This window comes from Shewanella sp. SR43-4 (assembly GCF_014163845.1).
Classification (GTDB): domain Bacteria; phylum Pseudomonadota; class Gammaproteobacteria; order Enterobacterales; family Shewanellaceae; genus Shewanella; species Shewanella vesiculosa.
The window spans coordinates 1-13,969 of sequence record NZ_JACJEB010000006.1; the positions used below are offsets into that span (position 1 = coordinate 1).

A 13,969-nucleotide genomic window follows, 5' to 3' on the forward strand; every position below is an offset into this window, starting at 1 on the left:
AAGGAGCGGTAGTTCAGTTGGTTAGAATACCGGCCTGTCACGCCGGGGGTCGCGGGTTCGAGTCCCGTCCGCTCCGCCAACTTAAGATGAAAGCCCTAGCAGAAATGCTAGGGCTTTTTTCGTTGGGCGATAAAAAGATAGCAACATAGAACCCCGCGGCGGTTCGTTGAAGTGACAAGGTTGCGAGATTATAGTGTATGGACCCATCCATGGCATGTTAGCCTCTTTATGAACAGACTACGGCCTGTCTTTGTCGCAAAGACTCACGGATTAAGCTCCCGTTCGTTCCGGCAATATAAGTTGAAGGCTGTTGCTGTAACCTACTTTGGCAACATAGTACCAACCTCATTGGTATTGTCTGTTTATCTCCTTTAATTGTTTTGAGCTATTTCTGTTGATTTGTTGTAATCCATTCATCTACTTATGATTTAATTTTCTCTTATTTCGATCTATTTTCTTGCCATTCACATGTTGGACGCCTAAGTTAGTGCCAATGAAAGGGTATAGGAAATAATGATGAAGCTAGAAATGATTTGCACGGGTGAAGAAGTATTATCTGGTCAGATAGTCGATACTAATGCTGCTTGGGTTGCTAATACTATGATGGAAATAGGTATTGAGATGCAGCATAGGGTAACCGTTGGCGATCGAATGGAAGATCTCATTGCCGTATTCCATGAACGTAGTAAGCATGCAGATGTGATTATTGTGAATGGTGGTTTAGGACCTACTAGTGACGATATGTCGGCATTAGCGATGGCTAAAGCTAAAGGCGAAGAGCTTGTCGAAAATATGCAGTGGCGTGAGCATTTAGAAGACTGGTTTACGCGTAATAACCGGGTGATGGCGAAGAGTAACTTAAAACAAGCTTGGTTACCTGCCTCGGCTATTATGATCGATAATCCTGTCGGTACAGCTTGTGGCTTTCGTGTGAAGTTGAATAATGCATGGCTATTTTTTACTCCTGGTGTGCCATTTGAATTAAAGCACATGATCACCGAACAGTTTATTCCATTTATTATCGAAGAGTTTGGTGCTCAACAAAAGTCAGCTTTAGAAAAGTTACTCACAATTGGTCACGGCGAGTCATCTTTAGCGGATACCTTATCTGAGCTGAATTTACCTGAAGGTATCGAGTTAGGTTATCGTTCATCAATGCCACACATTGAAATTAAAATTTTTGCTCGTGGTGAAAAAGCTATCCGTCAGCTACCCAAAGTAACAAAGCAGGTTAAAGCCTTATTAGGGTATGCAGTTGTCGCTGAGAATCGACCAACATTAGCAGCTGAAATTCATCATCGCTTGTATCAGTCTGGACTGAGTTTAAGTGTCGCAGAGTCTTGTACTGGTGGAATGATTACCAGTCAGTTAATCGACTTTGCTGGCAGTTCATCATACTTACACCATGGATTGGTGACCTATAGCAATGAATCTAAAGTGAGAGTTTTAGGTGTTAACCCACAAATATTGGACGATCATGGTGCTGTCTCTATTGCTACTGTTGAGGCGATGGCGCAAGGCGTACGCGCTATTCTTGATAGTGATTATGCATTAGCCACTAGCGGTATTGCTGGCCCAGATGGTGGATCTGATGATAAGCCCGTTGGGACTGTGGCGATAGCATTAGCAACTAAACATGGCGTATACAGTCAAATGGTGAAATTACCAAAGCGTTCACGCCAGCTTGTAAGAAGTATGAGTACCGCAATTGCTTACGATATGCTTCGTCGTGCATTGCTTGAAGAAGCTGTTATTGTCGATTACCCGTCAATTCCACGGTTTGCCAAGTAAGTTTATGTCGAGCTTGCTTACCTCTGGTGTAAGCAAGCTCGATGTAATGACTAGGCTGTAAGGTCATCAGGCAATTGATTGTTTTTCGCTTTTTGATAAAAGTAAGCAACCGTCAGCAAAATAACGCCAATCAAAATAAACGCGACGATTTTTTGAATTAATTCAAATGACGCCATATCAACAAAAATCACCTTGATACAAGCCAAAGCAAATAGCAGTGCAGCTAGCCTAACCAGGTTCGCTTGCTGAGGCCGTAGGCTTATAAACATCACCATACAGGCATGCACAACTAACAGTATTGCACTCATTGGTGCTGCAATACTCTGGTCGAATTGATAGCTCCACAGCAAGTAACTTATTACTAATAATGCATGCCAAGCCCACTTAAGCGCGACATAAGAGATAATTTTTCTGTGTGCTCTAATGCCTAATCTTGCCGTTAACAAATAACGACCTAATAACATCAGCACTCCAAGCTCTGCTAAATTAATCAGCACATTATCAGTATTAAAGGTGAGCTGTGTTTCGCTGTGAAATAGGATAGGTAAAATTGCACAAGCAAAAATCATACAATATGCCAAGCTATAGCTTGGTGCTAAAGCCTGCTTAAAATGTTGACCGATACGTGTGTTTCTTTCGCTAATAACACTAAAATATCCACAGATGATTAACGCTGTAATTGCCCATGATGGATGGAACAAGTTGGTGATGGTTTGGCTTAACACGGCTATCACTAAGGCAATATAGTATGGCGCAATGTGCCATTGTAGCGTGGTAATGTGTTGCCATTTTTTGGGTAGTTGTTCATAACGTAAGCTAATAAATCCGAGAAATAGCAAGCCTAGGACCAATGCTGCAAGTCCTTGCCACTGTTCTGCTAGACACATTGCTGCGGTGATCATGGTTGCTAGGATCGTGAGTATTTGCGTCTCATAGTGAAGATTTTTGTGCTTAACAAAGTAAGCCAAACCTAGACTCATCAAACTGCTCAGCCACAATGAGATAGCAATGTAGTCAGGATAGCTACGTATGATTTTGGGCAATATTAGTAACGGTAGCACTAGGTAACAAATTAACTGAACATAGTAAGCAAAGCGGATTAATTTGGCATCAGCATAGTATTTTTTGTACCAATAATACGCCAGTAATAATCCGACAAAGAGCTCAATACGGGCTAATTTAGCGTTGATTGCTTGGTCGGCAAAGCTAATGCTATCAGCGTCTACCATGCCAAAAATAACTAACCCTAATAACGGCAGTTGCAATAACCAGGCTAATACTTCGCTAAAGCGTAAGGTGTGTTTAGCGCTCATGTACAGCAGCAATAAGCTGATGAATGGCAATGTATTAAGCCAATATTGCTCGGTGATGAAGAAGCTCACCAGCAATAAGGTGATTGTATAAAGCACCCCAAGTAACTCTCGGATAAATCGCACTGCTAAGTGTTCTAATTTCATTAAGTCAGCTTGATGGCAGCTAAGCAGCTTTTGCGCCGCCAAAGTCATCGCGCAGGTTAGTGTCATCGATATACTCAATAATGCTTGATATCCTAATAGACCATCATTGTCATAGTTCGACAGTGTTAGCACATCAAAGACGTTAGCAAAGCTGCTGATTATGCCTAGTATAAGTAAGACATAGGCTTCAGCTCTAATAGGGCTAAATAGCTGTTTACAGCCAATCCACAGTAACAGCAAACCTTCTAACAGCAGCACTAGCCCTAGCAGTTCTACGCTAAGTAAAAACAGTGCAGCAAAACCAGCAAAGCTTCCTGCAAAAGCCAAAGCTAGGGCAGCAATATCTTTATCGCGTTTAATCACCCAATATAACAAGCCACACAGTAATGCATTAAGTGCAAAAATCTCTCCAGCAAAAACGCTCCATTGCGTCAGGGCGTAAAGGATAAAGGCCATTAGTGCGATTGGAACCGCTAGCAGTCTTGGTGTTAAAGCTGATTTTATGACAAATAATAAACTGGCAATACTGTAGAGGTAGAACAACCCATTGATCATCAGTAATGCTAAGCCGCTTTGCCAATCGATAACAGGTAAAGGCAATTGAATAGCTAAGCTCAATATCTGTACGCAAGCAATGTGGAGTAATGCGGTGACTTCGATAAGTATCGGCCAAGCTAATTTGTGGCTTTGGATCATCGAGCAGATGCCGATAAGCATCAAATAGGGTAGGTATAATAAAGGTGTTTGACCGCCGTCAAGTAACATCAATGGCGCAAGTGAGCCGCCAACTAAGGCGATTATTGCCACTACTTTAGTGTCGAGTTTACTTGAAAGGCCATAACCTAATATCGTATTGAGAAATAGCAAACCAAAGCAGGCAACATCGGCAATAAGATTAAAATATGGTCCTAGGAAATACAAACACAAGTAGTTAAGAATAAGCCCAAGACCGACGAGTCCGGAACCAAAATCTTGCATCCCCGGGCGTTTTTGCCGAATAAACACTCCGCCGACAATAATGCTATTTGCGACCCCGATTCCTAGTAAGGCTTTATCCAACTCTGAAAACCAGTTGTTGATTGAAAACTGCAGTAAATAACCAAAGCCTAGTGTCAGAGTAATGATGCCCGCCACTGTCATCAAAAATACTGGGCTTAAGCCTTTAGCTTGGTAATGCTGATAAAAGCCTTTTGCTTGTTCGGTTAACCCAGACAAAGGTGCAAGTGCAGATGCACTGAACTCACCAATAGCTTCAGCTAACTGGGTGAGCATGGCACTAAGGGCGCTTTGTCTGGCTGGTGACTTTGTGACTACCGAAGTTTGTTGTGCCGATATCGATGCTGCTGACACCAAATGACTTGTGTCTGACGGTTGGCGCTCCCAAGCGGAAGATGAGTATTGAGGCTTATCGGCAACAATATTGCTGCTCGAATCGTTTGCTCGACTCTCGTGCACAGGAATATGTAAGTTTTCTGCAGACAAGCTAAGCGGTTGTTGATTATTACTTTGCGCCTGTACTTGCTGGGCTAAAGCATCAAGTTGCTGAGCGAACCGAGCCAATTGTTGATTTACATCGGCCTGTTGTGCACCTTGCTGTGAGACTAGCTCCGCCAGTTGTGCTTTTAATTTGGCTACGTCATCCATTAACGGCATCATTCATCCCATGATTATTATGCACTCCAATATTACCAAGTTATTGTACGTGGTTATGATTGAATAGGAAATGCTCAGTTTTTTGATATTTGAGAGGTTGAACCTTTATTGATTATGTGGATGTACAGAGATTTGAAGCAATAAAAAAGCACCCGCAGGTGCTTTTTATTACGATGAAGATAGTGCTAAAACTTAACCACCAGTTTGCCCTGTTGTACGGCAATCTCTTTGGTCATTTTCGCCATTAGCGCTTGATTGCTGTCGCGAGTGTCTAAGGTATACACTGGCTGATTTTCAAGATAACTACGTAAAAAGCCCATTAATTGTGGCGTAGCTTGGCTGATGTAACGCTCAATATCAGCGGGTTCAGACTCAACTTTGACTAAGTTTAACTGTCGTAGATACACGCTCTTAGTGTCAGTATCGTACCAAGGCACTGCCTCAAATGTCGTTTTTAATTTAGCGTGAATGGGCAGTAATGGGTTATTAACAGTGATCATAGTTGTTGCTGTTACTGCCATAGTATTTGGCTTAGCGCCTAATACTACCTGCATGTCATTTAGCTTAAGCGACACTCCAATTAACTTATTGCCCTGTTTGACCTCAAAATGCATGTCTTTATTAAGGTATTGTTCTATTTCAGACTCAGTGATGCTGTACTGACTGGCACAGCCAGTCAGTAGTAATAACAATCCAAGTCCAAGGGTTTTAACCAAGGTTATCATCCAGTATTTCTCATTCCTGCAGCAACGCCGGCAATAGTCAGCATCAATGCTAACTGAACATGCGCCGATGGCTCTACCTCTCTACGTGTACGGGCTAATAGCTCGGTTTGTAAAAAGTTAAGTGGGTCGATATAAGGATTGCGCAGTTTAACAGATTCACGGCTCCAAGGAGTATGTGCCATTAACTCTGTTGCTTGGGTTAATGACAATACAGCATCAATACCCAGTTGCAGACGTTGACGCAACTTTTCGCCTAAATGATGCAGTTCTGGTTTAACTAAACATAGCTCGTAATACTTAGCTAAGTTAGGTTCTGCTTTGGTGTAAACCATCTCTAGCATTGAAATACGAGTTTCAAAGAAAGGCCATTGGTCTTCCATCTCGCGTAATAGTTCAAGCTCGCCGCGATCCGCAGCATCTTGTAATGCTTCACCAGCACCCAACCAAGCCGGTAACATTAAGCGGTTTTGTGACCAAGCGAAAATCCACGGAATAGCACGGAGACTTTCAATGCCACCATCGACTTTTCGTTTCGCTGGGCGGCTGCCTAATGGCAGTTTACCGAGTTCAACTTCTGGCGTAGCGGATCTAAAGTACGCAACAAAGTCTGGTTCTTCACGAACAATACCGCGGTAATGCGCTACTGACTCTGCAGCGATACGTTGCATACAATCACGCCATGCCTTTTTAGGCTCGGGTGGCGGCAGTAGTGTCGCTTCCATTACGGCCGAAGTGTACAGCGCTAAACTTTGCACTGCTAATTTGGGTAACCCAAATTTAAAGCGGATCATTTCGCCTTGCTCTGTCACACGAATGCGACCATCAACCGAACCTGGTGGTTGCGATAAAATGGCTTTGTGAGCTGGTCCACCTCCACGGCCAATTGAGCCACCACGACCATGGAACAGCATCAACTTAACGTCAGCCTTTTTACAAACAGCAACGAGTTGCTCTTGAGCACGATATTGTGCCCAAGCTGCTGCCATAACCCCAGCATCTTTTGCCGAGTCAGAATAACCAATCATGACTTCTTGCATGCCTTTAGTGTAACCACGATACCAATCAATGTTGAGCAGCGCTGTCATACAATCAGCTGCACTTTCAAGGTCTGCTAATGTTTCAAATAACGGTACCACTCGCATTGGGTTCGTGCAGCCAGCTTCTTTTAGCAGTAACAACACTGTGAGTACATCAGATGGCTTACTGGCCATAGAGATCACATACGACCCTAATGCATTAACGGGTTGTTGGGCGACTAAGTTGCAGGTTCGGACAACTTCTGCCACATCATCACTTGGTTGCCAATTTGCAGGGATCAGCGGGCGTTTACTGGTGAGTTCACGCAGTAAAAAGGCTTGTTTTTCATTTTCGTCCCAGTGGTTGTAATCGCCCATACCTAAATAACGGGTCAGTTCGGCGATTACGTCGCTGTGGCGTGATGCATCTTGACGGATATCGAGGCGCAACATGTGAATACCAAAGCAGGCTAAACGACGCAAGATGTCGAGTAACAGGCCGTTGGCAATTAACTTCATGCCGCAATCGGTCAAGCTTTTATAAAGTAACTGAAGCGGTTCAAGTAAATCTGTTTTATGCCAAATAAGCTCGCGAGTATCGACGTCAGGTTTTTTACCTTCAAGGCGAGCGTTAAGGTAATCGATAGTGTTACGTAACTGACAGCGCAACTTGCGTAACACATCACGGTACGGTTCTTTACTGTTATCGGTTAACGCTGATAATTCAGCATTAGCGTTTTCCATCGACAATTCGCCGAGTAAGGTCACAATATCTTTTAGATACAGTCTGGCTGCCGCGTGACGATTACGGTCAAGCACTTCTTGAGTGACGGTGGAGGTCACAAATGGATTGCCGTCGCGGTCACCACCCATCCAGCTCGAAAATCGCACTGGAGATACATCAATAGGTAACTGCTGGCCGGTTTTATGCTCAACTTGATCATTTAATTGACGTAAAAAGTCAGGGATCGCTTGCCACAATGAAGTTTCAATCGTGCTCAAGCCCCAGCGTGCTTCATCAACAGGTGTTGGGCGTTCGCTGCGGATTTCGTTGGTATGCCAAATTTGAGCAATCAGCTGACGAAGACGCAGTGTGCTTTGCTCACGTTCGCGATCGGTAAGCTGAGAATTTTCTTGCTCGGTTAAGCAATCTACAACGGCGGCGTATTTTTGGATTAAGGTGCGACGAGATATTTCTGTTGGATGTGCCGTTAATACTAAATCAATGTCTAAGTTTTTTAAGCACTTTATGACATCTTTTTTATCTAAATCAGTGTCTAGCATTCGCCCGAGCAGTTGCTCTACAGGATCCGGAACACACACTAGCTCGTCGCAATTGCGGCTAATGGTATGGAATTGTTCTGCGATATTGGCTAAGTTTAAAAATTGGTTGAAGGCTTTCGCGAAAGGCACCAGCTCTTCGTCTGGTAACGCGGTTAATAATGCTAGCATTTGCTCACGAGAGGCTTCGTCACCCTGGCGAGATTTTTTGGCTAAAATACGAATTTGTTCTACTTTTTCTAAGAATGCATCACCTAAGTGGGTTTGCATTGTTTCGCCTAATATCTGGCCTAGATGCCCCACATTTGATCGAAGTGATGCATACATATCTGCCGTTTGCTCTGTCATACTTACTCCCGAAAAATGAACGATTTTTCCAATATCTCTTACATCACAATACCCAGCGTATCAATATCGGTCAATACACAGGCAGTGTGTTTCGTAATTTTATTTCGTAAAAATGTTACATTTATATCGTTAAAAAACCTAACTGCGCCGATTACTTGATACAAGCGTGATAAATCATTTTTTTGATCAATTCAACCGTAGGTGTGAGGTATTCTAAGCCAATAAATTCGTCTGGCTGGTGGGCTTGGTTAATACTTCCTGGGCCCAATACTAAGGTTTGGCAACCGAGTTTATTGATGTATGGTGCCTCAGTAGAATAGTTGACCACTTCAGCTTCATTACCTGATAATTGTGCCACTAATTTGGTCCACGGGTTATCTGCTTTTCCTGCAAATGATTCAGCCCCTGGATACAAAGTACTGACGCTAATACTGCCAGGATACTCTTTACTGATGTCAGATAAGTAGTTTAATACCATTAATTCCAGATCAGCTAGCTCCATACCCGGTAATGGGCGAATATCTAAATGCAAGTCGCAGCAACCACAAATGCGGTTAGCAGCATCACCACCATGAATATGGCCAAAGTTCATCGTAGGATAAGGCACGGTAAACGCATCTTCGCGGTAATTTTCACTTAAATGCTGTTTGAGTAGCATTAGTTTGCCAATGACTTTGTGCATCACTTCAATGGCATTGAGGCCGCGTGCTGGATCAGATGAATGGCCACTGCGACCAATGACGCGGATCCCTTGGGCTAAATGCCCCTTATGCATGTAGACAGGTTTCAAGCTGGTGGGCTCACCGATAACCGCATAATCTGGCGCGATAACAGCAGACTCAGCAAATGCCTTGGCGCCACTCATAGTGGTTTCTTCGTCAGCGCTGGCAAAAATAGTTAAAGGTCGCTTAAATTGATCGAGTGGCATGTCTTTTAATGCTTCAAGTACTAGCGCAAAAAAGCCTTTCATGTCGCAAGTACCTAAGCCGTACCAACGATTATTTTTTTCAACCATCTCAAATGGGCTTTGGCTCCAGCGGCCTTCATCAAATGGCACGGTATCGGTATGGCCTGCTAATAATAGTCCGCCGCTACCTGAACCTATTCGGGCAATAAGATTTTGCTTATTACGCGAATCTTCTACTGTAGGGGTTTCACATTCAAAACCAAGCTCGCTAAACCAGTTTTGCAACAAGTTGATAACTGCATGGTTACTCATATCATGTTCAGCTTCGAGTGCACTGACTGATGGCGCTGCAATCAGCTGTGTAAAACAACTTTTTAGATTTGGGAGTGTGCTCATGGGTTATCCTAAAAATAATATGTAAAATACTTATTCACATATATTGCATAATTAATGTTGTGTGGTAGTCTAGCAAACAGCATTAACCGACACCATAAATTGAACATTAGAAATGAAAATAAATATGTGCATTCTCGCTGCTAAATCCACTATATCAATAATCATCGCTAACTTCCTGCGACGATAGTTCTAAATTAGGCGGCTCCCGTCTAAATAGGCTATGCTGACACTTTCTCTCATTATCAAAAAGAAACCAAACTTATGAAAAGCATCGCAATTATTGGCGCCAGTGGCTACACAGGTGCACAAATCACCTCGTTAATTAATGCAGACACTAATCTAAGCGTTCAAGGTTTGTATGTATCAGAAAATAGTTTAGATAAAGGTCGTAAATTAGCTGATCTATACCCGGTATATAGCCACATGGCTTATACACTATCGCCATTATCTGATGATGCTAAAAAACGAATTGTAGCCGAAGCTGATGCAGTAGTATTAGCGACTGAGCATTCAGTGAGCCTAGAGCTTGCGGCATGGTTTTACCAGCAGGGTTTGGCTGTATTCGATTTAAGTGGTGCTTATCGTTTTGCTGATGTGGCGCAGTACCCTAAATGGTATGGCTTTGAGCATACTCATCCTGATGTGTTAGCTCAGGCAGTGTATGGCTTAGCCGAGTGGAATAGCGAACAAATTAAACAAGCCAGAATGATTGCGGTACCTGGTTGTTATCCTACGGCATCACTTACTGCACTAAAACCGCTTAAACCATTTTTAACTGAAATGTACCCAGTGATTAATGCGGTTAGTGGTGTCACGGGAGCGGGACGTAAAGCGCAACTGCATACTAATTTTTGTGAAGTCAGCTTAACGCCATACGGTGTGTTAGGCCACAGACATCAGCCTGAAATTGCCACACACTTGGGTCAAGAAGTGATCTTCACGCCGCATTTAGGTAACTTTAAGCGCGGCATTTTAGCGACGATAACCGTACAGCTAAAGCCGGGCACTACCGAAGCGGATGTGGTCAAGGCTTACAGCGTCTACGATAACGCCCCAATCGTAACAGTTAAGCACAACCAGTTTCCTAAAGTCGATGATGTAGTCAATACAGCCAATTGTCATTTAGGTTGGAAATATGATGCTAAAAGTGGTTATTTAGTGGTCGCCAGTGCGATTGATAATTTAATGAAAGGCGCTGCCAGCCAAGGGCTTCAGTGTATTAAAATCCATTTCGATGTGTAAGCGGATTAAGGAATAATAATAATGACTACAAAATCAGTGTTAGTGCTTAAAGTCGGTGGTGCTTTACTGCAGTGCGAAATGGGTATGGCGCGCTTAATGGATGCCGCTGCTGAAATGATTGCCGCGGGCCAACAAGTGATATTGGTACACGGTGGTGGGTGTTTAGTTGATGAGCAACTGACTGCAAATGGTAAAGAAACTATTAAATTAGACGGTTTACGCGTTACGCCTGCCGATCAAATTGCAATCGTGGTAGGTGCACTCGCTGGCTCGTCGAATAAAATTTTACAAGCCGCAGCCGCTAAAGCTGGCATTGTCAGTATCGGCATGAGCCTAGGAGACGGCAATGTCGTTACGGCTAAAATTAAAGATGAACGTTTAGGGCTGGTGGGCGAAGTTGAGCCAAAAGATGCTACCTATTTAAACTTTATTTTAAGCCAAGGTTGGATGCCAATTTGCAGTTCTATTGCCATTTCTAGCCAAGGCGAGATGTTAAATGTGAATGCTGACCAAGCCGCAACTGCACTTGCTAAATTAGTGAATGGCACCCTAGTGCTATTGTCAGATGTATCGGGTGTATTAGACGGTAAAGGCCAATTAATTCATAGCTTAAATAAAAGCGAAATTGAACACTTAGTCGCCCAAGGGGTGATTGAAAAAGGCATGAAAGTGAAAGTGGAAGCGGCACTAGAAGTTGCTCAGTGGATGGGGAAACCTGTGCAAGTGGCTTCGTGGCGCGACGCGGAACAATTAAAAACCTTAGTCAAAGGTGGGTCCGTCGGGACTCAAATACAACCTTAATGGAGTAGTCGTATATGCAGCACCTATTGTCGATAAAAGAGTTAACTCAATCTCAGCTATTAGCCATCATTGAATTGGCTAAAAAAATTAAGCACAACCCAGCTGAGTACCGTCGTGCCTTAGATGGAAAAAGTGTGGTGATGTTATTTGAAAAGCCATCACTGCGCACCCGAGTCAGCTTTGACATTGGCATTAATAAATTAGGTGGTCACTGCTTATACTTAGACCAACAAAATGGCGCCTTAGGTCAACGTGAAACCGTGGCAGACTTTGCAACTAATATTTCATGTTGGGCTGATGCCATTGTCGCGAGAACTTACTCGCATACGACTATCGAACAGCTCGCGCTGCATGGCACAGTACCAGTGATTAATGCATTGTCTGACTTATATCATCCTTGCCAGGCTCTGGCCGATTTTTTAACCTTATCCGAGCAGTTTGATGATGTAAGCCAAGCAAAATTAGCTTATGTTGGCGATGGTAATAACGTCACCCACTCACTCATTTATGGTGCGGCGATTTTAGGTATGACCATGACAGTGATATGCCCTGAAGGTGCATTCCCAGATGCATTAGTGGTCACCGAAGCACAAGCGTTAGCGCAAAAAAATGGCGGTAAGTTAACGTTGAGTGCTGACATTAATGCTATAGAAGGTCATGATGCTGTTTATACCGATACGTGGATTTCTATGGGCGATGACACTCCGCTTGCTGACATAAAAGCCCGTTTTGCACCGTACCAAGTTAACAGTGAGCTAATGGCTCAAGCTGGTGCTAAATTCTTTATGCATTGTTTACCAGCACATCGTGGCGTAGAAGTAACCGACGAGGTAATGGATGGTCAAGGTTCATTGATTTTACATCAAGCAGAAAATCGCATGCATGCGCAAAATGCAGTTTTAGTGACTTTATTAAGTTAGACACCTTATTTAAGTTATTCAAAAGATTAAGACAATAATGCCTCTGGCGTTATTTAAATTGAACATATACGTAATCGATTCTAGGAATTAAACATGTCTAGTGCAGTGAAAAAAACCGGCGTTAAAAAAGTGGTATTGGCATATTCAGGTGGTTTAGATACTTCAGCCATTATCCCGTGGTTAAAAGAAACCTATGATAACTGCGAAATCATCGCATTCTGTGCCGATGTAGGCCAAGGCGAAGAAGAGCTCGTTGGCTTAACCGAAAAGGCATTAGCCTCTGGTGCTTCTGAGTGCCATATTGTTGATCTAAAAGAAGAGTTTGTTGCCGATTATATTTACCCAACTATCGCCACGGGCGCTATTTACGAAGGCACTTACTTATTAGGTACTTCAATGGCGCGGCCGATTATTGCTAAAGCGCAAGTTGAAGTGGCCCGTAAAGTCGGCGCCGATGCGGTATGTCACGGCTGCACAGGTAAAGGTAACGACCAAGTGCGTTTTGAAGGTTGTTTTGCCGCATTAGCCCCAGACTTAAAAGTCATCGCGCCATGGCGTGAGTGGGAAATGCGTAGCCGTGAAGACTTGTTGGCTTACCTTGCTGAGCGCGGCATTAAAACCAGCGCATCAGCGACCAAAATTTATAGCCGTGATGCCAACGCATGGCATATTTCACATGAAGGCGGTGAGTTAGAAGATCCGTGGAACGAGCCATCAAAAGGTGTATGGACGCTAACAGTCGCGCCAGAAGATGCACCAAATGAAGCAGAATATGTGTCGTTAGCGATTAAAAATGGTCGTGTTACCCATGTCAATGACGAGGCATTATCACCATATGCAGCATTAATGACGTTAAATGATATTGCTGCTAAGCACGGTGTTGGTCGTATCGACATTACTGAAAACCGTTTAGTGGGCATGAAGTCACGTGGTTGTTATGAAACCCCTGGTGGCACAGTGATGTTTGCTGGTTTACGTGCCATTGAAGAATTGGTATTAGATAAAACCAGCCGTACGTGGCGCGAGCAGATTGCAGCCCAAATGTCGCACCTAGTGTACGACGGTCGTTGGTTTACGCCTTTATGTAAGTCACTTATCGCAGCATCTGAATCATTAGCGGAGTCAGTTAACGGTGATGTAGTGATTAAGCTGTATAAAGGTCAAGCAACAGCAGTTAAAAAGCGTTCACCAAACAGCTTGTATTCAGAAGCTTTCGCTACCTTTGGTGAAGATGACGTATACGATCAAAAACACGCTGAAGGCTTTATCCGTTTGTATTCTTTAGCTAGCCGTATTCGCGCACTCAATACTAAATAACCAATACGGCAACCATATAAAGGCGCTGCAAAGCGCCTTTCTTATAATGACTTTTGGGCTAATGGCAGAGTCATTACAAGAAAGAGAATATGATTTACAGCTATATTATTGAACA

The 13,969-nt window shown here is 43.3% G+C and carries 9 protein-coding genes and 1 tRNA gene; 6 read left to right on the forward strand and 4 right to left on the reverse strand.

The window, feature by feature from the left end; translation table 11 throughout:
* The first annotated feature begins 2 nt into the window (after positions 1-2).
* Positions 3-79, forward strand: a tRNA-Asp gene (locus H5123_RS08105).
* A 437-nt stretch (positions 80-516) separates the two neighbouring features.
* On the forward strand, positions 517-1,791 hold the full coding sequence (locus tag H5123_RS08110; RefSeq protein ID WP_182697641.1) for a CinA family nicotinamide mononucleotide deamidase-related protein: 1,275 nt from the start codon (positions 517-519) through the stop codon (positions 1,789-1,791).
* A gap of 50 nt (positions 1,792-1,841) precedes the next feature.
* Here the strand turns inward: H5123_RS08110 and H5123_RS08115 are convergent, their stop codons facing one another.
* The 4 genes from H5123_RS08115 to argE form a co-directional block, all read right to left on the reverse strand.
* The gene (locus H5123_RS08115) at positions 1,842-4,901 is read right to left on the reverse strand and encodes a DUF2339 domain-containing protein (protein WP_182697642.1); all 3,060 of its coding nucleotides are present in this window, start codon (positions 4,899-4,901) and stop codon (positions 1,842-1,844) included.
* Positions 4,902-5,086: 185 nt separating this feature from the next.
* On the reverse strand, positions 5,087-5,626 hold the full coding sequence (locus H5123_RS08120; protein WP_182697643.1) for a DUF1439 domain-containing protein: 540 nt from the start codon (positions 5,624-5,626) through the stop codon (positions 5,087-5,089).
* Positions 5,623-8,271, reverse strand: a complete 2,649-nt coding sequence (ppc, locus tag H5123_RS08125) for a phosphoenolpyruvate carboxylase (protein ID WP_182697644.1) — start codon at positions 8,269-8,271, stop codon at positions 5,623-5,625. Before ppc ends, H5123_RS08120 begins: the two co-directional genes overlap by 4 nt.
* Before the next feature lie 151 nt (positions 8,272-8,422).
* Positions 8,423-9,574, reverse strand: a complete 1,152-nt coding sequence (argE, locus tag H5123_RS08130) for an acetylornithine deacetylase (RefSeq protein ID WP_182697645.1) — start codon at positions 9,572-9,574, stop codon at positions 8,423-8,425.
* 261 nt (positions 9,575-9,835) lie between these two features.
* Between argE and argC the strand changes: the two genes are divergently transcribed.
* The 4 genes from argC (at position 9,836) to H5123_RS08150 (ending at position 13,854) form a co-directional block, all read left to right on the forward strand.
* A complete protein-coding gene (gene argC / locus H5123_RS08135; RefSeq protein ID WP_182697646.1) occupies positions 9,836-10,816 on the forward strand; it encodes an N-acetyl-gamma-glutamyl-phosphate reductase in 981 nt (326 codons plus the stop codon).
* 18 nt (positions 10,817-10,834) lie between these two features.
* On the forward strand, positions 10,835-11,617 hold the full coding sequence (gene argB / locus H5123_RS08140; RefSeq protein ID WP_124018203.1) for an acetylglutamate kinase: 783 nt from the start codon (positions 10,835-10,837) through the stop codon (positions 11,615-11,617).
* Between the two features lie 14 nt (positions 11,618-11,631).
* Complete coding sequence (locus H5123_RS08145) at positions 11,632-12,537, forward strand: ornithine carbamoyltransferase (RefSeq protein ID WP_124018204.1); 906 nt, start codon at positions 11,632-11,634, stop codon at positions 12,535-12,537.
* A gap of 93 nt (positions 12,538-12,630) precedes the next feature.
* The gene (locus H5123_RS08150) at positions 12,631-13,854 is read left to right on the forward strand and encodes an argininosuccinate synthase (RefSeq protein ID WP_124018205.1); all 1,224 of its coding nucleotides are present in this window, start codon (positions 12,631-12,633) and stop codon (positions 13,852-13,854) included.
* Positions 13,855-13,969: the final 115 nt, after the last annotated feature.

Excerpts from the sequence above, each read along its gene's own strand:
- argC (WP_182697646.1), top strand. The coding sequence starts at position 9,836 with ATGAAAAGCATCGCAATTATTGGCGCCAGTGGCTACACAGGTGCACAA.
- argE (WP_182697645.1), bottom strand. The coding sequence starts at position 9,574 with ATGAGCACACTCCCAAATCTAAAAAGTTGTTTTACACAGCTGATTGCA.
- H5123_RS08115 (WP_182697642.1), bottom strand. The coding sequence starts at position 4,901 with ATGCCGTTAATGGATGACGTAGCCAAATTAAAAGCACAACTGGCGGAG.
- H5123_RS08120 (WP_182697643.1), bottom strand. The coding sequence starts at position 5,626 with ATGATAACCTTGGTTAAAACCCTTGGACTTGGATTGTTATTACTACTG.
- H5123_RS08150 (WP_124018205.1), top strand. The coding sequence starts at position 12,631 with ATGTCTAGTGCAGTGAAAAAAACCGGCGTTAAAAAAGTGGTATTGGCA.
- H5123_RS08145 (WP_124018204.1), top strand. The coding sequence starts at position 11,632 with ATGCAGCACCTATTGTCGATAAAAGAGTTAACTCAATCTCAGCTATTA.
- ppc (WP_182697644.1), bottom strand. The coding sequence starts at position 8,271 with ATGACAGAGCAAACGGCAGATATGTATGCATCACTTCGATCAAATGTG.
- H5123_RS08110 (WP_182697641.1), top strand. The coding sequence starts at position 517 with ATGAAGCTAGAAATGATTTGCACGGGTGAAGAAGTATTATCTGGTCAG.